Origin of the sequence: Streptomyces sp. NPDC048270 (genome assembly GCF_040652335.1) — a bacterium.
Classification (GTDB): Bacteria; Actinomycetota; Actinomycetes; order Streptomycetales; family Streptomycetaceae; genus Streptomyces.
Genome location: NZ_JBEZLV010000059.1, coordinates 1 through 26582 on the forward strand (window position 1 = coordinate 1; position 26582 = coordinate 26582).

Consider the following 26582-nt stretch of genomic DNA (forward strand, 5'->3'; position numbering starts at 1 on the left):
CCGCTACGACAAACGCGCCTACGTTTTCCACGGCACCATCACCACAGCAGCCATCAGACTCTGGCTCCGCGAATGATCCGCCGGACAGAACCTAGTTCCGCGCTGCGGAACGCTCTCTCGGGCAGCATGATCACGGGTTTACACCGGCCGTGGCGACCCGCGCAACAAAGCCGGGACCCCGGAGCGGGCGGCGGGGCGACTCTCCGTCAAGACGCTGTGTACGCCAGGCCAATGCGCGGTGCTCCGGAGCTTGGCAGAGTGGGCGACGCCGGAGGGCCGGCGAGGGGACGGGAAACCAGAGCCCCCGCCGACGACCAGGGGCCTCTCGCGGTCCCGGCACTGAGCTGACGCCGCCCGAGGACGGGGGTTTCGGGCGGCGTTGGCTCAGTGCCGGGACGACACACCGCCGTCCTGGCCCGGCGCCCGGCCGAAGGCCCGCTCGAACGCCTCCCGGGGCTCCGGCTTGCGGTCCAGGATCCCGAACACCACTCGGTCGAACACCCCGGCGAAACGTCCGGCCAGCAGCGCGCGGAAGGCCTCGGCCACCACCGCCGGGTCGTTCTGGAACACCCCGCACCCCCATGCTCCGAGCACCAGCCCCCGGTATCCGTGCAGCGCGGCCACCTCCAGGACGAGCCCGGCCCGCCGCGCCAGCGCCCCCGGGATCTCGCCGGCCCGCTCCGGCTCCTGGCGGCGGATCGTGCCCGCGTTCGGGGCCGGGGAGGTGAGGAAGCCGACGCGGAAGGGCTCCTCCAGCAGACCGCCCCGGTCGTCGCGGAAGACGGGGACCCCGGGCGAGTGAATCACCCGGTCGGTGTAGAAGGTGCTGCGCTCCGCGCGGTGCGCCTCGTAGTACTCCGGAGCCTCCAGCAGGGTCTCGTACAGGGCCGAGGCACGGCACAGGGCCTCCTCCTGCGCCTTGGCCCCGCGGACGTAGCCGCCCCCGGGATTCCGGGCCGAAGCGAAGTTCAGCACCGCCACCGCAGCGGCCTGCGCCACGAGCCTGCGGGCCGCCGCCGTACTGCTCTCCCCGGTGACCTCGACGGCCGTCCCGGCCCCGCCACCGGCGATCCCTTCGCCTGGAATCGTGTGGTTTGGTCCATATATCCTGGTTCCTGCCTTGGCTTCCGCCAGGGCGGCGGCCAGCTCGACCCGCCGTCCCGACCGCGTCCGGTAACCACCGGCCGCCACGATCTCGGCGTTCTCCCGCGCGATCTCACGCAATCTGCTGCTCACACCGAGCATCCTGCGCACCGAAAGCGCCAAAGGTAAAAGGATTTTGCACCCGACAGACGGGTAGGCACGGGTGATGTCACGACCGATGTCACGACCGACGACAGGAGAAGAGGACCGGTCATGCCCCAGGTCTCACCCGCTCCCCCACCCGCGCCCCTGACCGAGGGGCAGGCCGAGGACCTCGTCCACGGCATCTGTTTCAAAACCGGTCCGCCCCGCTTCCTCGGTGCCGAGCTCGAATGGCTGGTCCTGGACGCCGAGCGGCCCGGCCGGCCGCTGACGCCCGAGCGGCTGCGGGCCGCGCACAGCGCCGCACACGCCCTGCCCCTGAACTCCGGCGTGACCGTCGAGCCGGGCGGCCAGCTGGAGCTCAGCTCCGCCCCCGCGACCTCCCTGAGCGGCTGCGTGGACGGCCTCCAGTCCGACCTCACCGCCGTACGGGCCGCCCTGCGCGCCCAGGGCCTGGTCCTGGAGGGCCACGGCCAGGACCCGCGCGTCCCCCACCGCCGGCTGCTGGCCAGCCCGCGCTACGACGCGATGGAGACCTTCTTCGACCGCACCGGCCCGGCCGGCCGCGCCATGATGCGCGCCTCCGCCTCCGTACAGGTCTGCGTCGACGCCGGATACGAGGAGCCCGGCGTGCTCGGCCACAGCCGGCGCTGGCGGCTCGCGCACCTGCTCGGCGCGGTCCTGGTGGCCGCCTTCGCCAACTCCCCCGCCTACGAGGGCCCGTACGCCGACTGGCGCTGTGCCCGGCAGGGCAACTGGGCCGACATCGACAGCCGGCGCTCGCTCGCCCCGCCGCTGGACGGCCCGCCGCGCGCCGGCTGGACCCGTCAGGCGCTGGACACCGAGGTGATGTGCGTCCGGTCGTACGACGGCGAGCCCTGGTTGATCCCGCGGGGCCTGACCTTCCGCGACTGGCTGCGCACGGGCGGCGACCCGGTGTACCCGGGGCTGCGGCCCCCCACCGCGGAGGACCTGGAGTACCACCTGACCACGCTCTTCCCGCCGGTACGGCCGCGCGGCCACCTGGAGCTGCGCATGATCGACGCACAGCCCGGCGACGACGGCTGGCTGGTGCCGGTGGCCGTCGTGCACGCGCTGTTCGACGACCCGGAGGCCGCTGAGACCGCCTACCGGGTGACCAAGGCGCTCGCGGACGCGTACGGCTCCGCACCCGCGCCCCGCAATCCGCTGTGGCGGGCCGCCGCCCGGCACGGTCTGACCGACCCGGAGCTGCGGGCCGCCGCCAAGACCTGCTTCCGGGCCGCCGCCGAGGCGCTGCCCCGGCTCGGGGCGAGCGACCACGTCCGGGAGACGGTCGGCGCCTTCACCGAGCGTTTCGTGCTGCGCGGCCGCTGCCCGGCCGACGACCCGCCCCGGCCGCTGTCCGCCGCCGGAAAGGAGGCCCGCCGATGACCACCGGATCCCAGCCCGGCCTGCGGGAGCGGGCGGCCGCCGCGCTGACCGCCGCGCGGGCCCGGACGGCCGCGCTCACCGACCCGGTGACCGACCGGGACCTGACCGCCCAGCACTCCCCCCTGATGTCCCCCCTGGTCTGGGACCTGGCGCACATCGGGAACCAGGAGGAGCTGTGGCTGCTCGGCCGCGTCGCCGGACGCGAGTCGCTGCACCCCGAGATCAACCCGCTCTACGACGCGTTCCAGCACCCCCGCTCGGAGCGGCCGCAGCTGCCCCTGCTGGGGCCCGCCGAAGCCCGCCGGTACGCGGCCGAGGTGCGCGGCCGGGTCTTCGACCTGCTGGAGAGCACCCCGCTGGAGGGCAGCGCGCTCCTCGACGACGGATTCGCCTTCGGGATGATCGCCCAGCACGAGCAGCAGCACGACGAGACGATGCTGATCACCCACCAGCTCCGGCGGGGCGAGGCCGTGCTGACGGCCCCGGAGCCCGATCCCCCGTACGAGGCGCCCCCGGCGGCCGAAGTCCTGGTCCCGGGCGGTCCGTTCACCATGGGGACCTCCGCCGAGCCGTGGTCGCTGGACAACGAGCGGCCCGCGCACACCCGGGACACGGAGCCGTTCTGGATCGACACGGTGCCGGTGACCAATGCGGCGTACCAGGCGTTCATCGCGGACGGCGGCTACCGCGAGCCCCGCTGGTGGGCCGCGGCCGGCTGGGAGCAGATCCGCGAACACGGCATCAAGGCCCCGCTGTTCTGGCGCCGCGAGGCGGGCCAGTGGCTGCGCCGCCGGTTCGGGGTGACCGAGCCCGTTCCCGACGAGGAGCCGGTCCTGCACGTCAGCTGGTACGAGGCGGACGCCTACGCCCGCTGGGCCGGGCGCCGGCTGCCCACCGAGACCGAGTGGGAGAAGGCCGCCCGGCACGACCCCGCCACCGGCCGCTCCCGCCGCTACCCGTGGGGGGACGCGGATCCGGGCCCGCTCCACGCCAACCTCGGCCAGCGCCACCTGCGCCCGGCCCGCGTCGGCAGCTATCCGGCCGGGGCCTCGCCGCTCGGGGTGCGCCAGCTGATCGGCGACGTGTGGGAGTGGACGGCGTCCGACTTCCTGCCGTACCCGGGGTTCCGGGCCTTCCCGTACCGCGAGTACTCGGAGGTCTTCTTCGGCCCCGAGCACAAGGTGCTGCGCGGCGGCTCCTTCGCCGTGGACCCGGTGGCCTGCCGGGGCACCTTCCGCAACTGGGACCTTCCGGTGCGCCGGCAGATCTTCTCGGGCTTCCGCACCGCGAGGGATGCCTGATGTGCCGTCATCTCGCCTATCTGGGACCGATGGTGGCGCTCGGCCGGCTGCTGAGCGAACCCGAGCACTCGCTGGTGCACCAGTCCTGGGAGCCGCGCCGTCAGCGCAGCGGCACCGTCAACGCCGACGGCTTCGGCGTCGGCTGGTACGCGCAGGACGACCCGGTCCCCGCGCGCTACCGCCGGGCCGGGCCGATCTGGTCCGACCTGACCTTCACCGACCTCGCCCGCGTGGTGCGCAGCGAGGCCGCGCTGGCCGCCGTGCGCGATGCCACCCGGCCGGGGGCCGACGGGGAGGCCGCGGCGGCCCCGTTCGCGGACGGGCCCTGGCTGTTCAGCCACAACGGGGCGATACGGGACTGGCCGCAGGCGGCGGCCCCGCTGGCGCTCGGCCTGCCGCCGGCGGAGCTGCTCCAGCTGGCCTCGCGCACCGATTCGGCGCTGGTCTGGGCGCTGGTCCTGAACCGGCTGCGGGCCGGGGCGGAGCTGGGCGCGGCGCTGGCCGAGACGGTCGTGGAGGTGGCCTCGGCCGCTCCGGGCTCGCGGCTGAACCTGCTGCTGACGGACGGTGCGGCCATCGCCGCGACGGCCTGGGGCGATTCGCTGTGGTACCTGGCGGATCCGGAGGCGGAGCGCATGGTGGTGGCGTCCGAGCCGTACGACCAGGACCCGCGCTGGTGCGAGGTGCCCGACCGGACCCTGCTGACCGCCACCCGTACCCGGGTCGAGCTGACCCCCCTCAAGGAGACCCCGCTGGGGGAGAAGGAGCGAGCGTGAGTGACTTCCAGATGACCCGGACCCTCGACGAGCACACCGCGGAGACGGCGCTGCGTGCGGACGTGCTGCACGGGCTGACGCAGACACCCAAGGTGCTGCCGCCGAAGTGGTTCTACGACGCGCGGGGCAGTGAACTCTTCGAGCAGATCACCCGGTTGCCCGAGTACTACCCCACCCGGGCGGAGCGGGAGATCCTGTTGGAGCGGGCCCAGGAGATCGCCTCGGCGAGCGGGGCGCGGACCTTGGTGGAGCTGGGCTCCGGCTCCTCGGAGAAGACCCGGCACCTGATCGAGGCGATGCCCGCGCTGGACACCTACATCCCGGTGGACGTGAGCGAGAGCGCCCTGGCCGGAGCCGCGCGGACGCTCCTGGAGGAGCATCCGGGGCTGCGGGTGCACGCCCTGCTGGCCGACTTCACCCGCGCCCTGCGGCTGCCGCGGTCCCCGGGGCCGCGGCTGGTGGTGTTCCTGGGCGGCACGATCGGGAACCTGCTGCCGCCGGAGCGGGCGGTGTTCCTGGCGTCGGTCCGGGCGATGCTCTCGCCCGGGGACACGCTGCTGATCGGCACGGACCTGGTCAAGGACGAGGCCGTGCTGGTGGCGGCGTACGACGACGCCCAGGGGGTGACGGCCGAGTTCAACAAGAACGTACTGGCCGTGATCGACAGGGAGTTGGGGGCGGACTTCCACACCGCCGACTTCACGCACGTCGCGGTGTGGAACCGGGAGCAGGAGTGGATCGAGATGCGGCTGCGGGCCGGGTCGGATCTGCTGGTGAAGATCCGCGCGCTGGACCTGGTGGTGCCGTTCGCCGCGGGTGAGGAGATCCTGACGGAGGTGTCCGCGAAGTTCCGTCAGGAGGGCGTGCGCAAGGAACTGGCTTCGGCTGGGCTGGAGCTGGTCCAGTGGTGGACGGACGCGGCGGGCCGGTTCGCCCTGTCCCTGTCGGTCGCCGACGGCCCGGAGCGCTGAGCCGGGATGCCGGGGAGGGCTGAGTCGGAGGTGATCGCCCGCTGAGCCGCGGCCGCGAGGTCCCGCCGGTCCGCGTGCCGGCCCGGCGGGATCCGCGGCAGCAGGGTGACCTCGGCCCGCACCCCGCGGGCCCGCGCGATCCGCCAGAGCGAGGCGGTCAGCGGGTCGTCCCCGACGAAGGCGGGCTCCCCGGCCGGTTCCCCGTCGCACCGCAGGTAGGCGAGCCGGACGGGCTGTACGGGGACCCGTGCGTCCAGAGCCGACTGGAAGGCCGCCCGGCGGAAGGCGCCCTGGGCGCGCCCGCACCAGGTGGAGCCTTCGGGGAAGACGGTGACCCGGTCGCCGTCGAGCAGGGCGCGGGTGAGGGACTCGACGGTGGCGGGCAGGGCGCGGATCCGCTCGCGTTCGATGAACAGGGTTCCGGCCCGTCCGGCGAGGCGGCCGAGGACCGGCCAGGCGCGGATGTCGCTCTTGGCGAGCATCCGGCAGGGCAGGACGGCGGCCACGAGCGGGATGTCCAGCCAGGAGATGTGGTTGGCGACGATCAGGCGGCCGCCGCCCGGGCCGGGGGTTCCGTGCACGGTGATCCGGATGCCGAACGCCCTGACCAGCGCGGCCGACCAGGCCCGCACCACCGCGTGCCGGGGCCGGGCCGGCAGGAGCCGTACCGGCGGGGCGCCGAGGATCCCGGCGAGGATCAGGAGGACGGCGGCGGTGAGCCGGAGCACCGCGCGCGGGACGCCCGCCGTGCGGCCCCCGTGGCCGGCGCAGGCCTCGGGGGTGCAGGGCGAGGTGGGCAGCCAGCCGCTCATGCGCCCGGGACGAGCGAGAGGAAGTGCTTGAGGTAGCGCGGGTTCGTGCGGCGCAGGGACAGCAGTACGTACAGGTCGGCGCAGCCGAACTCGGCGTCGAGGGCGGGCTCGCCGCACACCCAGGCGCCCAGCCGCAGGTAGCCGCGCAGCAGCGGGGGCAGTTCCATGCGGGCGGGGTAGGTGATGCCCTCGGGGTTCCAGGGGAGGTGCGGGGTGACCCGGTACTCCTGGGGGGCGAAGGCGCGGGCCAGGGCCGCCTCGCGGGTGGCGGCGGCCAGCACCCCGCCGTCGGCGAGCGGTATCGAGCAGCAGCCGGCGAGCCAGTTGTGCCCGGAGCGGTCCATGTAGCGGGCGAGGCCGGCCCAGATCAGGGCGATGACGGCGCCGTTGCGGTGGTCGGGGTGGACGCAGGAGCGGCCGACCTCCACCAGGTCCGGGCGGATGGGTGCGAGGGCGGAGAGGTCGAACTCGCCTTCGGAGTAGAGGCGTCCGGCAATGGCGGCACGCTCGGGGGGAAGCAGCCGGTAGGTGCCGACGACCTCCTCGGTCTCCTCTTCGAGGACCAGGAGGTGGTCGCAGTAGGCGTCGAAGGAGTCGATGTCGAGGCCGGGCTCGGGCCCGTCCAGGCGGGCGCCGAGCTCGCCGGCGAAGACCTGGTGGCGCAGCCGCTGGGCGGCGCGCACCTCGTTCTCGTCGCGGGCGAGGCGTACGGCGTAGCGGGGGCCCTGGGCGGGGACGGGGGCGCTGCCGGCGGCGCGGCCCGTGGCGGTGCCGGCCGCGGTGGGGGGAAGGGGGGACGGGGACAGGGGTGCGATGGTCATGGCGGCTCCTGATCCGGGCGCGGAGGGCCGGGCCGGCAGGTGTGCGGCCTGGCTCCTCTACTTCTTCCGTGACCGGCTGGATTCGACATGACCGCTCAGCGGCACGCGGATGTGCGGACGCTGAACTCGGTGGTCGGGCAGGTGGTGGGGGCGGGGGCGGGCGGGTGGCGGAGCCGTGGGCGCACTGGGGCCGGCGGCCTCGCGGTCAGCGGTCAGCGGTCAGCGGTCAGCGGTCAGCGGTCAGCGGTCGGAGCTGAGCACCGTGCTGATGGTCGCGGAGGCGGTCCGGGCGGCCTGCTTCGGGTCCTGCCCGGTCAGGACGGCCGTCATGAAGGGCTTGATCGGGTTCTTCGCCTCGACCTCGGCCCAGCGGGCGGACTTGGGGGTGGCCCGGCCCTGGGCCGCGCCGACGGCCATGGTGGCGGCGCCCTCGTTGCCCTCGACCAGGTGCGCCAGGGTGGTCTTGTTGGGCACGTAGCTCATGGTGCGGGCGAGCTCGGTCTGCCACCTCTCGCTGACCAGGGCCGTGATCACGTCGACCGCGTCCTTCCGGTGCCTCGTGCGCTGCGGGATGATCAGGTCCGAGCCGCCGGTGAACACGGCGCCCGCCTTGTCGGAGGTCTTGCCGGGGATGGGGAAGAAGCCGAGCTTGCCCTTGAGCGCGGGGTTGGCGGCCTCGATCTCGGCGGCCTGGCCGGGGGTGGCGATGATCTGGGCGACCCGGCCGCGGGCGAAGACCTCCGATTGCGGGGGCGTCTCCTCGTCCGCGTCCTTGGGGCCGTCGCCGAGCGCCTGGAGCTGCTTGTAGAACTCCATGCCGGCCAGCGCCTTCTCGTCGTCGAGGCTGCCGACCCACTGGCCGCTGGACTCGACGGCGAGTTCCCCGCCCTCGTCCCAGATGAAGCCGGCGAGGACGTACCAGTTCTGGCCCGCCAGGTAGATGCCCTGCTGCTCCGGCTTGTCGAGCTTCTGGGTGGCCTGGACCCACTCCGCGCGGTTCTTGGGGGCGCTCTTGATCCCGGCGTTCGCGAAGAGCTCCTTGTTGTAGATCACCACCCGGTTCGCGGCGTACCAGGGGACGCCGTACTGGGCGCCGTTGACGCTGCCCGGGTCGGAGAGGCCCTTGAGCCAGTCCTTGCTGCCCCAGGCGCGCAGTCCCTCGAGGGTGAGCTCTTCGACGCCGCCGGTCTCGACGTACTGGGCGACCTGGGTGTTGCCGACCTCGATGACGTCGGCGCCCTCCTTGCTCCTGCCCTCCAGCACGGCGTTGACCTTCTCGCCGATGCCCGTCCACTCCTGGATCCTGACGTCCAGGTCCACCCCGGGGTGCTCCTGCTCGAAGGAGGCGGTGAACTTGCCGATGAAGTCCTCCGAGGCGCTGCCCTTCATCAGCCAGAGCGTCACCTTCTGCGTGCCTCCGGCCGGGTCACCCGACTGGCCGCAGCCCGTCAGGGCGGTCGCGGCGGCAAGGGCGGTGCACACGGCAAAGAAGCGCATCTTCACGAAAGGTCACCTTCTGGGGACGGATCTCGGATGGCTTGAAATTGGCATAGACCAATGGGCCGGTCAAGAGCCTTTCGCTCGGGACTGTTCACACAAAGTTCGCGGAGCCGGACTTACTGGGGCACCGTAGAACGAGGCAAAAGCCACCCAGCATCGGGAGACCCCATGTCCAACCACACCTACCGGGTGACCGAAATCGTCGGCACCTCCCACGAGGGCATCGATCAGGCCATCCGCAACGGGATCGCCCGTGCGGGCCAGACCGTGCGCAATCTCGACTGGTTCGAAGTCGTCCAGGTGCGCGGGCACATCGAGAACGGAGCCATCGCCCACTACCAGGTCGGGCTCAAGGTCGGCTTCCGCCTCGACGGCGAGGAGTGAGCCCCCGGCCGCAGGCCCCGCTCAGGTCCGCCCTTCACCCTCCTGGGCGGCCTTGAGCTCCGGTGCCTGTGCCGCCCAGTCGGCGAGGACCACCCGGAAGCCGGCGCCGCGGGCGGCCTGGCAGACGAGTTCGTCGTCGTCCACGAGCATGCGCACCTCCCGGCCCCGGGCGATCCGCTTCAGCACCTCCAGCTTGGTCGTCCGGGCCGGGCGCCGGTCCTGGTTCCCGCGCATCCACACCCGCCCCTCGGGCAGGCCGTGCCGGGCGAGCCAGTCCTCCGTGTCCGCCCGGCAGCGCTCCGGGCGCCCGGTCAGGTACACCACCTCGCAGTCGGCCGCGCTCTCCACCGCCAGGGCCACCCCGCGCTCCAGCGGCGGATCGGCCGGCGCCGCGCCGAAGAAGCCGCCCCAGTCCCGGGGGCGGCGCTCCAGGAAGTGCTGGCGGTGGCCGGTGTCCGCCAGGGTGTTGTCGATGTCGAAGACGGCCAGCGGCCTGCGGGTGCTCTCGCTCATCCCGCAACCCTAAGGAATGCCCGCGGGCTCCCGGTGTTGAGACCCTGTGTGATCCGAAAACTCTCCCTCCTCGACCGGTCCCGGACCCGCGAGGGCCACCCGGCCCCCGAAGCCCTTCGGGACACCGTCGACCTGGCCCGGACCGCCGAGGAGCTCGGCTACCACCGCTTCTGGGTCTCGGAGCACCACAGCGTGCCCGGGGTCGCCGGCTCCGCCCCGACCGTGCTGGCCGCGGCCGTGGCGGCGGCCACCCGGCGGATCCGGGTCGGCACGGGCGGGGTCATGCTGCCCAACCACCAGCCGCTGGTGATCGCGGAGCAGTTCGGGGTCCTGGAGGCGCTGTTCCCCGGCCGCATCGACATGGGGCTCGGCCGCTCGGTCGGCTTCACCAACGGCATCCGCCGGGCACTGGGACGCGACACCGGGGACGCCGACCGGTTCGAGGAGCAGCTGGCCGAGCTGCTGGGCTGGCTCGACGGCAGCCAGCAGGCCCATCCGCAGGTGCACGCCCGCCCCGCCGAAGGCCTGCGGATACCGGCGTACGTACTGGCCACCGGCGAGGGCGCGGGGATCGCCGCCCGGGCCGGCCTGCCGCTGGTGGTGGGCGACCTGCGCACGCGCGGCCGGGTCAGGGAGGTCATCGAGACCTACCGCGAGGAGTTCCGGGCCTCGGCCCGGGGCACGGAGCCGTACGTGGTGGTCTCCGGGACCGTGGCGGTGGCCGCCACGGCCGAGGAGGCCCGGCGGATCCTGATGCCCGAGGCCTGGTCCGCCGCGTACTCCCGCACCCGGGGCAGCTTCCCGCCGCTGCGACCGGCCGGGGAGGTCGAGGCCCTGGCCATGACCGCGAAGGAGCGGGAGCTGTACGAGGGCGCGCTGGCCGGGCACGTGTACGGCACGGAGGAGCAGGTCGCGGCGGAGCTGGCCGAGGTGTCCGCGCTGACCGGCGCGGACGAGCTGCTGGTCACCACGTCCACCTACGACCGCACCGCGCTGCTCGACTCGCACCGCAGGCTGGCCCGGATCGCGGGACTCTAAAGTAGGGCGAATGCACCAGTCCAGCGATCCTCTGCCCGCGCCTGACTCCCGCGTACGCGTCCGGGGTGCCCGGGAGCACAACCTGCGCGGGGTCGACGTGGACATCCCGCGCGACGCGCTGACCGTGTTCACCGGCGTCTCCGGATCCGGTAAGAGCTCGCTCGCCTTCGGCACGATCTACGCCGAGGCCCAGCGGCGCTACTTCGAGTCCGTGGCCCCGTACGCCCGCCGGCTCATCCACCAGATCGGCGCGCCGAAGGTGGACTCCATCACCGGGCTGCCGCCCGCCGTCTCCCTGGAGCAGCGCCGGTCCTCGCCGGGATCGCGGTCCTCGGTCGGGACGGTGACCCTGCTGTCCAACTCGCTGCGGATGCTGTACTCCCGGGCCGGCACCTACCCGCCGGGTGCCGCGCGGCTCGACTCCGACGCCTTCTCCCCCAACACCGCGGCCGGGGCCTGCCCTTCCTGCCACGGCCTGGGCCGGATCCACCGCACCAGCGAGGAACTCCTGGTTCCCGACCCGGGGCTGTCGATCCGCCAGGGCGCCATCGCCGCCTGGCCCGGCGCCTGGCAGGGCAAGAACCTGCGGGACATCCTGGAGGCCCTGGGCCACGACGTCGACCGGCCGTGGCGGGAGCTCCCGGCGAAGGACCGCGAGTGGATCCTGTTCACCGAGGAGCAGCCGGTGGTCACCGTGCATCCGGTGCGCGACGCGGACCGGATCCAACGGCCCTACCAGGGCACGTACATGAGCGCCCACCGCTATGTGATGCGGACCTTCTCCGACAGCAAGAGCACCACGCTGCGGGCCCGCGCCGAGAGCTTCCTCGCCGACTCCCCCTGCCCGGTGTGCGGGGGGCGCCGGCTGCGGCCCGAGGCCCTGGCGGTGACCTTCGCGGGCCGCGGGATCGCCGAACTGGCGGCCATGGCGCTGACCGCGCTGGACGACGTGCTCGCCGCCGCGCCGCCGGCCGACGAGGCCGCGCGGGTGCTCGCGCAGGACCTGCGCTCGCGGATCGGGCCCGTGGTGGAGCTCGGGCTCGGCTACCTGAGCCTGGACCGCTCCGCGCCGAGCCTGTCCGCGGGCGAGCTCCAGCGGCTGCGGCTCGCCACGCAGCTGCGGTCGGGGCTGTTCGGGGTGGTGTACGTACTGGACGAACCGTCGGCCGGGCTGCACCCGGCCGACACCGAGGCGCTGCTCGGCGTGCTGGACCGGCTGAAGGAGTCCGGGAACACGGTGTTCGTCGTGGAACACGATCTGTCGGTGGTCCGGCACGCCGACTGGCTGGTGGACGTGGGACCGCTGGCAGGAGAGCACGGCGGGCAGGTGCTCTACAGCGGGCCGCCGCAGGAGCTGGCCGGTGTGGAGGGGTCGGCGACGGCCCGGCACCTGTTCGCGGCGCCGGAGCCGGCCGCGGCCCGGCGCCCGGTGCGCACGGCCACCGGGTCGGTGCGGCTGAGCGGGGTCGACCGGCACAACCTGCGGGACGTGCACGTGCCCTTCCCGCTCGGCGTGTTCACCGCCGTGACCGGGGTGTCGGGGTCGGGGAAGTCCACGCTGGTGGGCCAGGCGCTGGCCCGGGAGGTCTCCGAACGGCTGACGGAACCGGAGTTCCCGGTACGGCGGCTGGTGGAGGTGGACCAGAAGCCGATCGGCCGCACCCCCCGGTCCAACCTGGCCACCTACACCGGGCTGTTCGACGTGGTGCGCAAGCTGTTCACGGCGGCGCCGGAGGCCAGGGCGCGCGGATGGAAGGCGGGCCGGTTCTCCTTCAACGTGCCGGGCGGCCGGTGCGAGACCTGCCAGGGCGAGGGCTTCGTCTCGGTGGAGCTGCTGTTCCTGCCGAGCACGTACGCCCCGTGCCCGGAGTGCGGGGGCGCGCGGTACAACACCGAGACCCTGGAGGTCCGGTACGGGGGGCTGAACATCGCGGAGGTGCTGGGGCTGACGGTGGAGGCGGCGGCCGGCTTCTTCGCCGGGGTTCCGGCGGCGGCGCGCAGCCTGCGGGCGCTGGAGGACATCGGGCTGGGCTATCTGCGGCTGGGGCAGCCGGCCACCGAGCTGTCGGGCGGCGAGGCGCAGCGCATCAAGCTGGCCACGGAGCTGCAGAGGCTGCGCCGGGACCACACGCTGTACCTGCTCGACGAGCCGACGACCGGCCTGCATCCGGCCGATGTGCGGGTGCTGCTGCGGCAGTTGCACGGCCTGGTGGACGCGGGGCACTCGGTGGTGGTCGTGGAGCACGACATGGCGGCGGTGGCGGGCGCGGACTGGGTCATCGACCTGGGCCCGGGCGGGGGCGCCGAGGGCGGCCGGGTCGTCGCCTCGGGCACCCCGGCGGAGGTGGCCGAGGCGGGCGTGGGCCGTACGGCGCCGTACCTGGCGCGGGCCCTGCGGGGGTAGCCGGCCCGGTCAGGCGTCGCCCGACAGCAGGTGCTGCGGGAGTTCGCGGAAGCTCCACTGCCCCTGGCGGCGGGTGAACATCCAGACGAGGTCGTGGCGGTCGGGCCAGGTGGCGGGGACTCCGAGCACCTCGTGGGCGCCGAGGGCGCGGACCAGGCCGGGGATGCCGCTGTGCTCCCAGCAGACGAGTACGGGCATGGGGGCGCGCAGCACGGCCTGGGCGAGGGCGGGCTCGGCGCCGACGGCGAACTCGCCGCGTACGGGAGTGCGCAGGGCGGTGGCCAGGGCTGCGACGGTCTGCCGGCACCGGGCGGGCGGCGCGCCCTTGCCGCCGGCCGCGAAGACCGCGGCGGGGCGGGGCAGGGAGGAGCCGCGGGCCGGCGGGAAGAGCCGGGGGAGCTCCTCGGCCCGGCGCCAGCCGCGGCCGGCGAGCGAGCCGGGGTCGTCCTCGCCCTCCTCGTCCGAGCCGGTGTCCCCTGCGTACGGCTTCTCGGCGTGCCGGATCACCATGATCAGGGCGTCCCCGGCCCCGGCCTGCGGGCCGGGTGCCGGCTGCCGCGCGGGTTCCTCCCCGGAGCAGCCGGCCGCGGCCAGCGGGGCGAGGGCCGCGGCCAGTACGGCTCGGCGGCGCGGTCCGGTCCCGGCGGGGGCGTGTGGCATGGGTGCACTGTCCCCCACGGCCGGGACCGAGCCGGTGCGCGGCACGGCGTGGGGCCCGTACGAGCGCCCGGTCGGCGCAGCCGCCCTCCCCGGTCGGCGCATCGGGCGGGGCCGGGCCGCGGAGGCGGGGGCGCGGGCCGGGGCGGGCGCGGGGCGGGGCGGGCGCGGGGCGGGCGCGGGCGCGGGGCGGGCGCGGGCGCGGGCGCGGGGCGGGCGCGGGGGGGCGGGTCAGCCCTTGCGGATCGCTCGGAGCCACTCCTTGTTCATGGCGGCGATGGACGGGAGCGGGATGCCCTTCGGGCAGGCCGTGGCGCATTCGCCGGTGAGGGTGCAGCCTCCGAAGCCTTCGTCGTCCATCGCGGCGACCATGTCCAGCACGCGGGACTCGCGCTCGGGTGAGCCCTGCGGGAGGACGCCCAGGTGGTTGACCTTGGCGGAGGTGAAGAGCATCGCGGAGCCGTTGGGGCAGGCCGCCACGCAGGCGCCGCAGCCGATGCACTCGGCGTGCTCGAAGGCGAAGTCGGCGTCGGCCTTGGGCACGGCGGTGGCGTGCGCCTCGGGGGCGGAGCCGGTGGGGGCGGTGATGTAGCCGCCGGCCTGGATGATGCGGTCGAAGGCGCCGCGGTCGACGACGAGGTCCTTGACCACCGGGAAGGCGGCGGCCCGCCAGGGCTCGACGTCGATGGTGTCGCCGTCGGCGAAGGACCGCATGTGGAGCTGGCAGGTGGTGGTCCGTTCCGGGCCGTGGGCGTCGCCGTTGATGACGAGGCTGCACGCGCCGCAGATCCCCTCGCGGCAGTCGTGGTCGAAGGCGACCGGGTCCTCGCCGCGCAGGATGAGGTCCTCGTTGAGGGTGTCGAGCATCTCCAGGAAGGACATGTCCTTCGAGATGCCGTCGACCTCGTAGGAGGCCATGGCGCCGGGGGCGTCGGGGCCGTGCTGGCGCCAGACGCGCAGGGTGAGCTTCATGCGTAGCTCCGCTGGGTGGGGTGGACGTACTCGAAGACGAGGTCTTCCTTGTGCAGGACGGGGGCGGCGCCGGTGAACTCCCAGGCGGCGGCGTAGGAGTACTCCTCGTCGCGGCGGGCGGCCTCGCCGTCCGGGGTCTGGGACTCCTCGCGGAAGTGGCCGCCGCAGGATTCGGCGCGGTGGAGCGCGTCGAGGCACATCAGCTCGGCGAGCTCCAGGTAGTCGACGACGCGGTTGGCCTTCTCCAGCGACTGGTTGAACTCCTCACCGGTGCCGGGGACCTTGATCCGCCGCCAGAACTCCTCGCGGATCTGCGGGATCCGGCCGAGCGCCTTGCGCAGTCCCTCCTCGGTGCGGGCCATGCCGCAGTACTCCCACATGAGCTCGCCGATCTCGCGGTGGAAGGAGTCGGGGGTGCGGTCTCCGTCCACGGAGAGCAGCCGCGCGAGGCGCTCGCGGGTCTCCCGTACGGCTTCCCGGGCCTCGGGGTGGGTGTCGTCGACGGCCTCCTGGTGCGGGTGGCGGGCCAGGTAGTCGTTGATGGTGGCGGGCAGCACGAAGTAGCCGTCGGCGAGGCCCTGCATGAGGGCGGAGGCTCCGAGCCGGTTCGCGCCGTGGTCGGAGAAGTTGGCCTCGCCGATCGCGAAGAGGCCGGGCACGGTGGTCTGGAGGTCGTAGTCGACCCACAGGCCGCCCATCGTGTAGTGGACGGCGGGATAGATCCGCATGGGGACCTCGTAGGGGTTCTCCGCGGTGATCCGCTCGTACATCTCGAAGAGGTTGCCGTACTTCTCGGCGACCTTGTCGCGGCCCATGCGGCGGATGGCGTCGGCGAAGTCGAGGTAGACCCCCTGGCCGCCGGGGCCGACGCCGCGGCCCTCGTCGCAGACGTTCTTGGCGGCGCGGGAGGCGATGTCGCGGGGTACGAGGTTGCCGAAGGAGGGGTAGATCCGCTCGAGGTAGTAGTCGCGCTCCGCCTCGGGGATGTCGGCGGCGGGGCGGGTGTCGCCCTTGGCCTTGGGGACCCAGATGCGGCCGTCGTTGCGCAGGGACTCGCTCATCAGGGTGAGCTTGGACTGGTGGTCGCCGGTGCGCGGGATACAGGTGGGGTGGATCTGGGTGAAGCAGGGGTTGGCGAAGTACGCGCCGCGCCGGTGCGCACGCCAGACGGCGGTCGCGTTGGAGTTCATGGCGTTGGTGGAGAGGTAGAAGACGTTGCCGTAGCCGCCGCTCGCCAGCACCACCGCGTCGGCGTAGTGGGTGGAGACCTCGCCGGTGACGAGGTCGCGGGCCACGATGCCGCGGGCCACGCCGTCGACGGTGATCAGGTCGAGCATCTCGGTGCGCGCGTGCATCTCCACGTTGCCCGCGGCGATCTGCCGGGAGAGGGCCTGGTAGGCGCCGAGGAGGAGCTGCTGGCCGGTCTGGCCGCGGGCGTAGAAGGTGCGGGAGACCTGGACTCCGCCGAAGGAGCGGGTGTCGAGGAGGCCGCCGTACTCGCGGGCGAAGGGGACGCCCTGGGCGACGCACTGGTCGATGATCTCGACCGAGATCTGGGCGAGGCGGTGGACGTTGGACTCGCGGGCCCGGAAGTCCCCGCCCTTGACGGTGTCGTAGAAGAGGCGGTGCACCGAGTCGCCGTCGTTGCGGTAGTTCTTGGCGGCGTTGATGCCGCCCTGGGCGGCGATGGAGTGGGCGCGGCGCGGGGAGTCGGAGAAGCAGAACTGGACGACGTGGTAGCCCTGCTCGGCGAGGGTCGCGCCGGCGGAGCCGCCGGCGAGGCCGGTGCCGACGACGATGACGGTGTGCTTGCGGCGGTTGGCCGGGTTGACGAGCCTGGCTTCGAAGCGGCGGCGGTCCCAGCGGTCCGCGATCGGTCCTCCGGGGGCCTTGGTGTCGGTGAGGGGCCCGCCGGCGGTGTAGCGGGTGTAGTCGTGTCCGAGGTCGCTCATGGTCAGTTCACCACTCCGGTCATGACGGCCACGGGGACGGAGACGAAACCCGCGAAGAGGACGAGGGCCAGGGCGTTGGCCAGGAACTTCAGCGACCGCTCGCGGCGGGCGCTGCCCGCGCCGAGGGTCTGGGCGGCGCTCCAGAAGCCGTGCCGCACGTGCAGGCCCAGGGCCGCCATCGCCACGATGTAGATCGTGTTCCCGTACCAGGTGGAGAAGGTGGAGAGGACGTTCTCGTACGGGTGGCCGGCCCAGGCGCGTTCGTTGACGGTGAGCGTGGTGAGGTCGAGCAGGTGCCAGACGATGAACAGGCCGAGGATGATGCCGCCCCAGCGCATGGTGCGGGTGGCGTAGCTCGCCCGGCGGCGCTTGTGGGCGTACTTCACGGGCCGGGCCTGGATGCCGCGGCGGCTGAGCTGGTACGCGGAGACGGCGTGCGCGACGACCGCGGCGAGCAGCACGACGCGGACGATCCACAGGGCCCACTCGTGGTGCAGGAAGGGCGAGCCGAGGGTGCGCAGCCAGTGGGCGTAGCCGTTGAACTCGTCCGCCCCGAAGAAGATCTTGAGGTTGCCGAGCATGTGCACGACCAGGTAGCCGAGCATGATCAGGCCGGACACGGCCATCACGGACTTCTTGCCGACGGACGAGTCCCAGATCGTGCGCGTGGTGGACGGCCGTCGACCCGTCCGCGTTGCCAGTGCCATGCCCTCGACCGTAAGGACCAAAGTCCTGACAGGTCCAAGACATGATGAAGCTGATCTCCATAGGCGGTTCCTATGCATGGCCCTATCCTGGGGTCCATGCAGTTCCAGCAGCTCCTCTACTTCGTCGCCGTCGCCGACACCCGGCACTTCACCCGGGCCGCGGAACGGGTGCACGTGGCACAGCCCTCGCTGTCCCAGCAGATCAAGGCGCTGGAGCGGGAGCTGGGCGCCGAGCTGTTCAGCCGGGCGCGCGGCAACATCGCGCTGACGGACGCGGGCGAGGCGCTGCTCCCGCTGGCCCGGCGGATCCTGGCGGACGCGGACACCGCGCGGCTGGAGGTGCAGGAGCTGGCGCAGCTGCGGCGCGGGCGGGTCCGGCTGGGGGCCACGCCGAGCGTCTGCACGGGCCTGCTGCCGGACGTGCTGCGCGCCTTCCACCGCGCGCATCCGGGGATCGAGCTGCTGATCGAGGAGAGCGGTTCGCTCGATCTCGTGCGGGAACTGGCGCGCGGCGCCCTGGACCTGGCCCTGATCGCGCTGCCGCTGCCGCCCTCGGCTCCGGCCCTGACCACCGTGGAGCTGCTGACGGAGGACCTGGTGGTGGTCTCGTCCGCGGAGCTGCCGGCGCCGGGCGGGGGCGGGGCGCTGACCATCTCCGGGCTGCGCGACGAGCCCATGGTGATGTTCCGGCACGGGTATGACCTGCGGGAGCTGACGGTGGCGGCTTGCCGCGCGGAGGGGTTCGAGCCGGTCTTCACGGTGGAGGGCGGCGAGATGGACGCGGTGCTCGGCTTCGTCCGGGCGGGGCTGGGCGTCGCGGTGGTCCCCGCGATGGTGGTGGACCGCGCGGGTCCCGGCCTGCGGGCCACCCCTTTGGAGGGCTCCCCGCTGCGCCGCACGATCGCGCTGGCCCACCGCACGGACGTGGCTCCGCCGCGTGCGGCGCGCGAGCTGAAGCGGATCCTGGTGGGCTGACGGAGCGGGCGGCCCCGGCAGTCCGCCGTCAGCCTTACGACGCGGCGCCGGTGCGTATGGGCAGCACCTGGTCGAGACCGCCGGCCAGCATGCCGAAGGCGGAGTCGGCATCGGCCACGGCCGCCGGATGGGCCTCGTCGGCGCTCTGCCCCGCTTCGATCCGGCGCCAGTTCTCCCGGCCCAGCTCCTGGCGGGCCGTCACCAGGTGCAGCGCCGCCAGCCGGGCGGTGAGGGGCGGGGTGGATTCGGCCTCGAGCGCGGCGGCGAGCAGCTCGACCTCGCGTGTCGTGTAGCGGGCCAGGCGGGTCTCCAGGCTGGCGGTCGTGAAGACCAGCCGCTCGAAGGCGAGGACCGCCGGGTGGTCGCAGAGCCCGGTGATCGGGTCGCGCCGGTCGAGGGCCGCCAGGAAGTGCTCCCGGAGGGCGCCCACGGGCCGCCGGCCGGCCGGCCGCTCGCGCACGATGCGCGCCACCTCGTCCTGGTGGTCGGCGAACCGGTCCAGCACCAGGTCCTCCTTGCTCGGGAAGTACCGGAACAAGGTGGGCTTGGAGACCTCCGCCGCCGCGGCGACGTCCGCCGCGGAGACGGCGTCGAAGCCGTGTTCCAGGAAGAGTTCGAGCGCCGTGGCCGCCAGCTTGTGGCGCGTACGGAGCTTCTTGTTCTCGCGCAGACCCGTCGTGTTGTCGTCCATGCCCCCACCATAGCACAGATTCGTTACCCGGTTATTTTTTTGTCCTGGTTAATTTCGTGACCGGGTTGCTTTTTGCTGCGGGAGCCGCTTTCCTTGAGGCATCGACGCGATGAGAGGACTTCCGATGACCGACGTACTGATCGCGGGCTCCGGCCCGACCGGCCTCACCCTGGCCTGTGAACTGGCCCTTCGCGGCATCTCCGTCCGGATCCTGGAGCGGCGGGGCGAACCCCACCGCGAGTCCCGGGGCAAGGGCCTCGATCCGGGCGGCCTGGAGGTCTTCTCCCGGCTCGGCGTCGTCGAACCGGTCCGCGCGATCGGGAGCTCCGAGCCGGTCCTGCGCAAGTACTTCGACGGCGCCCACGTCGAGGACACCCGGGCCGCCGGCGGCGGCCTCCTGATCGGGCAGTGGCAGGTCGAGGAGGTCCTGCGCGAGCGGCTGGCCGGCCTGGGCGTCCGGATCGAGTACGGGGCCGGGGTCGCGGGGATCTCCCAGGACGCCACCGGGGTCACCGCGCGGCTGGCCGACGGCCGTTCGGTCCGCGCGGGCTACGCCGCGGGGTGCGACGGCGGCCGCAGCTCGGTCCGGGAGCTCCTCGCGATCCCCTTCGAGGGGCACACGGAGGAGAAGCCGTCGATGGTGCTCGGGGACGTGAGGGCGCCGGGGCTGAGCCGGGACTACTGGCACCAGTGGTTCACATCGGACGGCGGCGGGATACTCCTGTGCCCCATACCGGGGACGGAGGTCTTCCAGCTCCAGGCCGCGCCCGAACAGGACGAGCGGGGAGAGCCGCTGCCTCCCTCGCTGGAGGGCTTCCAGCGGCTGTTCGACCGGTATGCAGGGGTGCCGGGGATCCGGCTGGCGGATCCCACCTGGCTCTCGTCTTGGCGGTCCAACGTCCGCAAGGCCGCCCGGATGCGCGTGGGCAGGGTCTTCCTCGCCGGGGACGCGGCCCATGTCCACCCGATAGCCGGCGGGCTGGGCATGAACACCGGGATCCGGGACGCGGCCGCCCTCGCCAGGACCCTGGCCGCCGCCGTCACCGGCCCGGTTCCGGACGGGGTGCTCGACACGTACGAGGCCGAACGCCTGCCGGTGGCGGCCGAGGTGCTGGCCGACACCACCCGGCGGATGGAGAGGGCGATGGCGGCGGTCCGCGAACCGGGGCGCGGGACGGAGGCGGGCATGAACTGACCGGCGGGCATCGGCGGGCGGGCACAAGGCGGGCATCGGCGGGCAGGCACGAGGCGGGCGCCGGCGGGCAGGCACCCGAGGGCGCCGGCGGGCGGGCGGGCACAAGGCGGGCGGGCCCGCTCGCCGGGGGCCGCCGCCCCCGCCCCGGACGGTGGGCGGCGGGCTGCCGGGGCGGGCTGCCGGGGCGCGGGCTGCCGGGCGGCCGGGGTCAGGACGCGGTGGGTATGGCGTCCGAGAGGGAGAGGGTGTGGATGCGGTCGGGGGCGCCCGGGCGGGCGTAGTACCAGCCCTGGGCGGTGTCGCAGCCGAGGTCGCGCAGCTGGGCGGCCTGGGCTCCGGTCTCCACGCCCTCCACGGTGACGGCGAGTTCGAGACTGTGGGCCAGGGCGACGATCCCCTCCACGATCTTGACGTCGACCGGGTTGGCCGGGCTCTGCTGCATCCCCTGCGTGAAGGAGCGGTCCAGCTTCAGGACGCTGACCGGGAGGCGGCGCAGGTTGGCCAGGTTCGAGTAGCCGGTGCCGAAGTCGTCGAGGGCGATGTCCACACCGATGGCGGCGAGCCGGCGCAGCGGTTCGAGGAGCTCGTCGTCGGCGCCTATCAGGGCCGACTCGGTCACCTCCAGGCACAGCGCGCCCGGCGCCAGGCCCGACTTCTCCAGCACGGCGACGGTGTCGGCGACCAGGCCGGGGTGGTGCAGCTGGGTCGGCGAAAGGTTGACGTTGATCCGCAGGGAGGAGCCGCCGTGCTGGCGCTGCCAGTTGCGGGCCTGGCGGACGGCCTCTTCCAGGACCCAGCGGCCGAGCGGCACGATCAGCCCGGTCCGTTCGGCGAGCGGGATGAAGCGGTCCGGGCCGAGCACCCCGTACTGCGGGTGCGACCAGCGCACCAGCGCCTCCGCACCGTGCACGCTGCCGTCGTGCATGTGGACCAGCGGCTGGTACTCGATGAAGAACTCGCCGCGCTCCAGCGCCGCCGGCAGGGCGTTGGTCAGTCCGTGGCGGGTGATGGCCCGGGCGTCGGCCTCGGCGTCGGCGAACTCGAAGCGGTTGCCGCCGGCCGCCTTGGCCCGGTACATCGTGATGTCCGCGCTGCGCAGCACCTCCGCGGGGGTGCGCTCGCGGGCCGGGCCCTCGACGATGCCGATGCTGCCCCGGACCGTCAGCTCGCGGCCCTCCAGCCGGATCGGCGTCGACAGCGCGGACAGGATGCGGACCGCCAGGTCGGTCACCTCCTGCTCGGTGTCGGGGCCGGTGGTCAGGGCGACGAACTCGTCCCCGCCGAGCCGGGCGACCACCTCGCCGGGGCCGGTCGCGCAGCTCTGCAGCCGGTCCGCGACCTCCACCAGCAGCCGGTCGCCCGCCGAGTGGCCGAGGCTGTCGTTGACCGCCTTGAACCCGTCGAGGTCCAGATAGCACAGGCCGAAACGGCTGGCCCCGGCCCCGCTCAGGGCCTTCTCCAGCCGTTCGAAGAACAGCGTCCGGTTGGGCAGGCCCGTCAGGGCGTCGTGGGTCGCCTCGTAGCGCAGGCGCAGGTTCAGCAGCCGGCGTTCGGTGGTGTCCTCCATCAGCGCCAGCTGATAGCGCGGCGCCCCGTCGGCGTCGCGCAGCAGCGACACGGTCAGGTTGGTCCAGAGCACGGTGCCGTCGTGCCGGTAGTACGGCTTCTCCACGCGGAAGTTCTCGCGCTCGCCGCGCACCAGCTCGCCGTACATCCGCCACACGTGCGGGGTGTCGTCGGGGTGTCCCCACTCGCTGACCTTGCGGCCCCGGACGTGCCCCTCCAGGCCGCCGAACATCTGCAGCAGCGCGTCGTTGACCTCGAGGATGTTCCCTTCCAGGTCGGCGATGCCGATTCCGACGGCCGCGCCCTCGAAGACCGCCCGGAAGCGCTCCTCGCTCGCGTGCAGGGCCTGCTGCGCGTCGATGCGGGCCGTCAGCGCCGAACGGGCGATGGCCTCCTGCTCCTTGAGGGTGCGCTCACGCAGGGCGCGGGCGAAGCCCGCGGCGATCCCGTGCTGGAGGCGGGCACAGCGGGACCGGTACTCCTCGGTGTCCTCCGTGCCGGAGCCCGGCCCCCCGGGCCGGGCGGGCCCGCAGTAGAGCAGCAGGTACGACTCGATCACCCCGAGCGTGCCCGACAGCGCCTCCGGGTCCGTGCAGTGCACGGCGACCAGCTCCGCGCCGACCCGCTGGCCGACGGCGGCGTCGAAGGGGCGGGCGTGCAGGGCCTCGGCGAGCGTCCGGGTGAGCGGGACCAGGTGCCGTTCGAACTCGGCACGGGTCAGCGAGGTCGCCGTGACCGGAAAGATCGCCCGCCCCCAGATGGTCGCGAAGCGGGCGATCCGGTCCTCGATACCGCCTTTGGGAACCGCCGGCGGCTCCGGAGCCGCTGATTTCGCCGCCCCGGCCCCGGGGGCCGGCGCTCCGGCGGACACCGCGGCGCCGTCCGGCGCGCCCGCCGTCTGTGCAGGAAGTCTCACGCCTTGCGTCCCACGCCGCCGTAGCCCGAGAAGGCGTACGGGTCCTCCGGAACCGCGCCGTCCTCCGCGGACTCGGCACGGTCCGGACGCCAGTCGGGCATGGACACCAGACCGGGCTCCAGCATCTCGAACCCGTCGAAGAAGCCGCGGATCTGGTCCCTGCCGCGCATCACGAGGGGGTTGCGGATGTCCCGGTAGACGCCGACGGTGCCGCCCGCGACCTCCTCCGTGAGCGGGATCCCCTCGAATGAGGCGTGCGTGAGGACCAGCAGGCTGCCCGGGGCCAGGGCCTCGCGCAGCTCGGCCACGGCCGCGTACGGGTCGTCCGCGTCCTCCAGGAAGTGCAGGACGGCGACGAGCAGGAGCGCGACCGGCCGGTCGAGGTCGAGCAGCCGGGTCACCTCCGGGGCGGCCAGGATGTCCTGCGGCTTGCGGAGGTCGGCGGCGACGACACCGCTGCGCTCGTCGTCGGCCAGCACGGCCTGGCTGTGCGCGACGGCCACCGGGTCGTGGTCGACGTAGACCACGCGCGCCTCGGGGCTGGCGGCCTGGGCGATCTCGTGGACATTGCCGAAGGTGGGGATGCCGGAGCCGATGTCGAGGAACTGCGTGACGCCCTGGGCCACCGCGTACCGCACGGTGCGGCGCATGAATGCCCGGTTCGCCTGCATGATCTTGGGCAGGCCCGGCATGAATTCCATGGCCCGGCGGGCCGCCTGGCGGTCGACCTCGAAATTGTGGGACCCGCCCAGGTAGTAATCGTAGATGCGGGACACGCTCGGCACCGATATGTCGATGCCTGGCGGGGCCCAGGCGGGGCGCTCCATCGGGGTCTCCAAGCGTTGTTCCTGCGGTGGTCCGTCAGCGGTCGGACTCCTGTCCGAGCCGAATGTACTGATCATTGCCCAACGGGGCGAGCAAAAGCGGAAATTGGCGATCCGTTCTTCGTCACACACCAAACACGTCTGCGGCACCTGTCCGGGAGAATGATCGATACCGACACATCCCTTTTGGGAATTGCGCGATGAGCGTCGGGACTCGCCCACCGGGCGACACGTGAGTGGCTCAAACCTTTCCGGTCGGCACTCCACCCGTTCAGGCGAACAAGGCCCGACCCTCGCGTGCGCGGGCGGGCGCGAGCCCATGCTCGCCGGGTGAACAAAGCCTGTGCCAGACGCCTGCTGGCGGTCCCGGTCCTGCTGTGGGCGGCCCTGTCCGTCACGCCGGCCGTGGCTGATAGCAGCGCCTACGCGACGACCGGCTCCGAAGACGGCGCCTCCGCCCCCACCGCGGTCGCGTCGGCCTCCAGCGGGGGCCGCGGAGGCGGCCCGGGTGGCGGACATCACGGCGGCCGGCGCGAGGGCCGGCCCGGAGGGACCCCCGGATGGGCCCCCGGAGGAGGCCGTCACGACGGACCCGGCAGCCATGGCGGACACGGAGGACCCGGTGGCCACGGAGGGCATGGCGGGCACGGCGGTCACGGCGGCCACGGCGGCCACGGCGGTCACGGCGGGCACCACTGCCCGCCACCGCCTCCGCCGCCCCCGCCCTGTCCGCCGAAGCCCACCCCGCCTCCGCCGCCCCCCAAGCCCACGCCACCGCCGAAGCCCACCCCGCCGCCCCCTCCGACGCCGGCCCCACCGCCCGCGCCGACGCCGCCCCCTCCCCCGCCCCCGCCCCCGCCCAAACCGGCGCCCAAACCCGTACCGAAACCGGTGCCGAAGGCCGTCCCGCCGAAACCCGCGCCGCCCGCACCCGCGCCGCCCCCGGCGCCCGAGCCGCCCGCCCCGCCCGCACCCGCCCCCGTGGCACCACCGCCCGCGATCAAGCCGGTGGCCCGTCCCAGCTATCACGCACCCGCCCGCAAGCCGGTCGAACGCCACATCTCGCCGGTGACCTTCACCCTGCTGACCGCGGCTCCGGCCGTCCTCGCGATCGTCGCGCTGCGTCCCCGGTAGCCCCTGCGCCCCACCCGTAACCGATTGGGAGTCATCTTGTCGGAATGGCTCGTCCTGACCATCGCGATGGCCGCGGCCTGCGCCGTGGTGCTGTCCATCGCCTTCTTCAACCACCGCAGGATCGGCGAGGACGACGATCCGAACGAAACCCCGGACGTCATCGAGTACATGACGATGATGATCGGGGTGATCTACGCGATCGTGCTGGGCCTGGCGATCGCCGGCGTCTGGGAGGGCCGCGGTGCCGCCCAGGAGTACGTACGCCAGGAGGCACAGGCCCTGCACGAGATCAGCGTCCGCTCCGAGGTCTACCCGGCCGAGGTCCGCAAGGCGATCCGCGCCGACGTCGACGCGTACGTGACGTACGTGGTGGACACCGAGTGGCGGGAGATGGCCGACCACGGCCGCCTCACGGAACGCGGCGGCGAACTGCTGGAGCGGATCCGCCGGGACGTCACCGACTACGAGCCGCAGACCGACCACGAGGGGCAGGCCTACCAGCCGCTGGTCGACCAGGTCGCCGCGGTGGACGACGCCCGCGGTGCGCGAGGCCTGGGGGCCGGAGCCACGATGCCGGGGGTGGTGTGGTTCGGGCTGATCGCCGGGGCCCTGGTGACGGTCGGCCTGATCTTCACCCTGCAGATCCGGCGCTCCTTCCGGGAGCTCTTGCTGGCCGGTCTGTTCAGTGCGCTGATCGCCTTCCTGCTGTTCCTCATCTGGGACTTCGACGCGCCGTTCGGACGGGGCATCTCGGCCACCGCCGAACCGTTCCTCTCACAGTTCCCGCATCTGGGCCTCAGAGACTGACGGCCCCCGGCCGAACAGCGCCGCAAGCCGCCCGCGCAGCACCCGCCGCAAACCGGGGACGGGCCTCCCGTCCCCGGTTCGGCCCAGGACCATGCCCCATTCGCCCGTTCCTGATCGCGGGCCCGGCCACCCGCACCTAGCGTGGCGGACATCGAGGCGCACGAGCCCCACGTGCGGAAACCCCTTCCGCGGCTGCTCCTCGGGGATCCGGAGAATCAACCATGGGTGCGATACGTACCTCCGCCACAGCCCTGCTGAGCGCCGGCGCCACGGGCGCCGTACTCGCGCTCGGCGTCCTCGGCATGTCTGCCGCGACCGCCGCAGAAGCCCGGCAGGTCACCTCGTTCGGCTTCTCCATCACCCCGTCCACGGTCGCTCCGGGCGGCCGGACGGTCCTGTCGGTCACCGGATGCAACGCCGCCTACGCCACCGCCTCCTCCGGGGTCTTCGACACCGTGAGCATCGCCCGCGGCCAGGCCGTACGGGTCACGGTGGACCGGGACGCCCGGCGCGGAGCCGTGTACTCCGTCTCCTTCACCTGCAACGGGGAGACCGGCTCGGCCGATCTGACGATCGCGGGCGGTACGACCAGCCCGACCACCAGTTCCACCCGGACGGCCACCCCCAACGCCCCCGCCGCCAGTTCCGCCCGGGGCGTTCAGGGCGGTGTCGGCGGCAGCGTGGCCGGCATGGATCCCGTGCAACTGGGCGCGGGCGCGGCCCTCTTCCTCGCCGCCGCCGGCGGCGCGGTGTACTCCCTGCGCCGGCGCGGCAGCCGCCGGAGCCACTGAGCCGGCCGCCATCCCCCCGGTCGCCATCCCCCCGGCCGCCGGGCCGCCCGCGCCCCGGCCGCCCCACGCCGCCCCTTCGTCATCCCGTTTCGGATCGCCGGCAGCCGGTCGCCCCGGGTCCTGGCCAGGACCCGGGGCCCGGAAACCAGTTGCACAGCCCCGGTAGAATGTCTCTCATGGCAAATCTCCTCGCGGATTAGCGGCGTCGAAGTCTCGC

24 protein-coding genes are annotated in these 26582 nt (G+C 73.5%); 12 read left to right on the forward strand and 12 right to left on the reverse strand.

Annotated features, from left to right (window positions below):
- Positions 1–384 precede the first annotated feature (384 nt).
- A complete protein-coding gene (locus AB0D66_RS31430; RefSeq protein ID WP_362310603.1) occupies positions 385–1236 on the reverse strand; it encodes a TIGR02452 family protein in 852 nt (283 codons plus the stop codon).
- Between the two features lie 120 nt (positions 1237–1356).
- Between AB0D66_RS31430 and egtA the strand changes: the two genes are divergently transcribed.
- The 4 genes from egtA to egtD are packed head-to-tail and all read left to right on the forward strand — an operon-like array spanning position 1357 to position 5706.
- The gene (gene egtA, locus AB0D66_RS31435) at positions 1357–2658 is read left to right on the forward strand and encodes an ergothioneine biosynthesis glutamate--cysteine ligase EgtA (protein WP_362310604.1); all 1302 of its coding nucleotides are present in this window, start codon (positions 1357–1359) and stop codon (positions 2656–2658) included.
- Complete coding sequence (gene egtB / locus AB0D66_RS31440; RefSeq protein WP_362310605.1) at positions 2655–3959, forward strand: ergothioneine biosynthesis protein EgtB; 1305 nt, start codon at positions 2655–2657, stop codon at positions 3957–3959. Before egtA ends, egtB begins: the two co-directional genes overlap by 4 nt.
- A complete protein-coding gene (gene egtC / locus AB0D66_RS31445) occupies positions 3959–4735 on the forward strand; it encodes an ergothioneine biosynthesis protein EgtC (RefSeq protein WP_362310606.1) in 777 nt (258 codons plus the stop codon). Before egtB ends, egtC begins: the two co-directional genes overlap by 1 nt.
- Entirely contained in the window at positions 4732–5706 is a 975-nt protein-coding gene (gene egtD / locus AB0D66_RS31450; protein WP_362310607.1) for an L-histidine N(alpha)-methyltransferase, read from the forward strand. The genes egtC and egtD overlap by 4 nt, the downstream gene beginning before the upstream one ends.
- Here the strand turns inward: egtD and AB0D66_RS31455 are convergent.
- From AB0D66_RS31455 to AB0D66_RS31465, 3 genes are all read right to left on the reverse strand, one after another.
- A complete protein-coding gene (locus AB0D66_RS31455; protein WP_362310608.1) occupies positions 5589–6518 on the reverse strand; it encodes a 1-acyl-sn-glycerol-3-phosphate acyltransferase in 930 nt (309 codons plus the stop codon). The two genes, egtD and AB0D66_RS31455, sit on opposite strands and share 118 nt — an antisense overlap.
- On the reverse strand, positions 6515–7339 hold the full coding sequence (locus AB0D66_RS31460; RefSeq protein WP_362310609.1) for a GNAT family N-acyltransferase: 825 nt from the start codon (positions 7337–7339) through the stop codon (positions 6515–6517). The genes AB0D66_RS31455 and AB0D66_RS31460 overlap by 4 nt, the downstream gene beginning before the upstream one ends.
- Before the next feature lie 240 nt (positions 7340–7579).
- Entirely contained in the window at positions 7580–8836 is a 1257-nt protein-coding gene (locus AB0D66_RS31465; RefSeq protein ID WP_362310624.1) for an extracellular solute-binding protein, read from the reverse strand.
- A gap of 171 nt (positions 8837–9007) precedes the next feature.
- Between AB0D66_RS31465 and AB0D66_RS31470 the strand changes: the two genes are divergently transcribed.
- Entirely contained in the window at positions 9008–9223 is a 216-nt protein-coding gene (locus tag AB0D66_RS31470; RefSeq protein ID WP_362310610.1) for a dodecin, read from the forward strand.
- A gap of 21 nt (positions 9224–9244) precedes the next feature.
- On the opposite strand, the gene AB0D66_RS31475 is transcribed toward AB0D66_RS31470, so the two are convergent.
- The gene (locus AB0D66_RS31475; RefSeq protein ID WP_362310611.1) at positions 9245–9736 is read right to left on the reverse strand and encodes a hypothetical protein; all 492 of its coding nucleotides are present in this window, start codon (positions 9734–9736) and stop codon (positions 9245–9247) included.
- 48 nt (positions 9737–9784) lie between these two features.
- Between AB0D66_RS31475 and AB0D66_RS31480 the strand changes: the two genes are divergently transcribed.
- Together AB0D66_RS31480 and AB0D66_RS31485 are read left to right on the forward strand one after the other, a co-directional pair.
- On the forward strand, positions 9785–10774 hold the full coding sequence (locus AB0D66_RS31480) for an MsnO8 family LLM class oxidoreductase (RefSeq protein ID WP_362310612.1): 990 nt from the start codon (positions 9785–9787) through the stop codon (positions 10772–10774).
- 10 nt (positions 10775–10784) lie between these two features.
- Positions 10785–13178, forward strand: a complete 2394-nt coding sequence (locus tag AB0D66_RS31485; RefSeq protein ID WP_362310613.1) for an excinuclease ABC subunit UvrA — start codon at positions 10785–10787, stop codon at positions 13176–13178.
- A gap of 9 nt (positions 13179–13187) precedes the next feature.
- Here AB0D66_RS31485 and AB0D66_RS31490 read toward each other — a convergent pair whose 3' ends face one another.
- The 4 genes from AB0D66_RS31490 to AB0D66_RS31505 form a co-directional block, all read right to left on the reverse strand.
- The gene (locus tag AB0D66_RS31490; RefSeq protein ID WP_362310614.1) at positions 13188–13838 is read right to left on the reverse strand and encodes a hypothetical protein; all 651 of its coding nucleotides are present in this window, start codon (positions 13836–13838) and stop codon (positions 13188–13190) included.
- Between the two features lie 228 nt (positions 13839–14066).
- Entirely contained in the window at positions 14067–14807 is a 741-nt protein-coding gene (locus tag AB0D66_RS31495) for a succinate dehydrogenase/fumarate reductase iron-sulfur subunit (protein WP_362310615.1), read from the reverse strand.
- Positions 14804–16759 (reverse strand): fumarate reductase/succinate dehydrogenase flavoprotein subunit, encoded by a 1956-nt coding sequence (locus AB0D66_RS31500; RefSeq protein ID WP_362310616.1) that lies wholly within the window; start codon positions 16757–16759, stop codon positions 14804–14806. The genes AB0D66_RS31495 and AB0D66_RS31500 overlap by 4 nt, the downstream gene beginning before the upstream one ends.
- Positions 16760–16761: 2 nt before the next feature.
- Complete coding sequence (locus AB0D66_RS31505; RefSeq protein WP_362310617.1) at positions 16762–17466, reverse strand: succinate dehydrogenase; 705 nt, start codon at positions 17464–17466, stop codon at positions 16762–16764.
- Between the two features lie 96 nt (positions 17467–17562).
- Here AB0D66_RS31505 and AB0D66_RS31510 point away from each other — a divergent pair, with 96 nt between their 5' ends.
- Complete coding sequence (locus AB0D66_RS31510) at positions 17563–18441, forward strand: LysR substrate-binding domain-containing protein (protein WP_362310618.1); 879 nt, start codon at positions 17563–17565, stop codon at positions 18439–18441.
- Positions 18442–18475: 34 nt separating this feature from the next.
- Here AB0D66_RS31510 and AB0D66_RS31515 read toward each other — a convergent pair whose 3' ends face one another.
- The gene (locus AB0D66_RS31515) at positions 18476–19132 is read right to left on the reverse strand and encodes a TetR family transcriptional regulator (RefSeq protein WP_362310619.1); all 657 of its coding nucleotides are present in this window, start codon (positions 19130–19132) and stop codon (positions 18476–18478) included.
- Positions 19133–19256: 124 nt separating this feature from the next.
- Between AB0D66_RS31515 and AB0D66_RS31520 the strand changes: the two genes are divergently transcribed.
- Entirely contained in the window at positions 19257–20327 is a 1071-nt protein-coding gene (locus tag AB0D66_RS31520) for an FAD-dependent monooxygenase (protein WP_362310620.1), read from the forward strand.
- A gap of 208 nt (positions 20328–20535) precedes the next feature.
- Here AB0D66_RS31520 and AB0D66_RS31525 read toward each other — a convergent pair whose 3' ends face one another.
- Positions 20536–22683 carry an EAL domain-containing protein gene (locus AB0D66_RS31525; RefSeq protein WP_362310625.1) on the reverse strand — a complete coding sequence of 716 codons (2148 nt, stop codon included), beginning with the start codon at positions 22681–22683 and terminating at the stop codon, positions 20536–20538.
- A 122-nt stretch (positions 22684–22805) separates the two neighbouring features.
- Positions 22806–23636: an SAM-dependent methyltransferase gene (locus AB0D66_RS31530; protein ID WP_362310626.1), complete on the reverse strand. Its 831-nt coding sequence runs from the start codon at positions 23634–23636 to the stop codon at positions 22806–22808.
- Positions 23637–24614: 978 nt separating this feature from the next.
- Between AB0D66_RS31530 and AB0D66_RS31535 the strand changes: the two genes are divergently transcribed.
- The 3 genes from AB0D66_RS31535 to AB0D66_RS31545 all read left to right on the forward strand — a co-directional run bounded on the left by AB0D66_RS31535 (position 24615) and on the right by AB0D66_RS31545 (position 26365).
- A complete protein-coding gene (locus tag AB0D66_RS31535) occupies positions 24615–24767 on the forward strand; it encodes a hypothetical protein (RefSeq protein ID WP_362310621.1) in 153 nt (50 codons plus the stop codon).
- A 36-nt stretch (positions 24768–24803) separates the two neighbouring features.
- The gene (locus AB0D66_RS31540) at positions 24804–25574 is read left to right on the forward strand and encodes a hypothetical protein (RefSeq protein ID WP_362310622.1); all 771 of its coding nucleotides are present in this window, start codon (positions 24804–24806) and stop codon (positions 25572–25574) included.
- 221 nt (positions 25575–25795) lie between these two features.
- Positions 25796–26365, forward strand: coding sequence for a hypothetical protein (locus AB0D66_RS31545; RefSeq protein WP_362310623.1), 570 nt, complete (start codon positions 25796–25798; stop codon positions 26363–26365).
- Positions 26366–26582 lie beyond the last annotated feature (217 nt).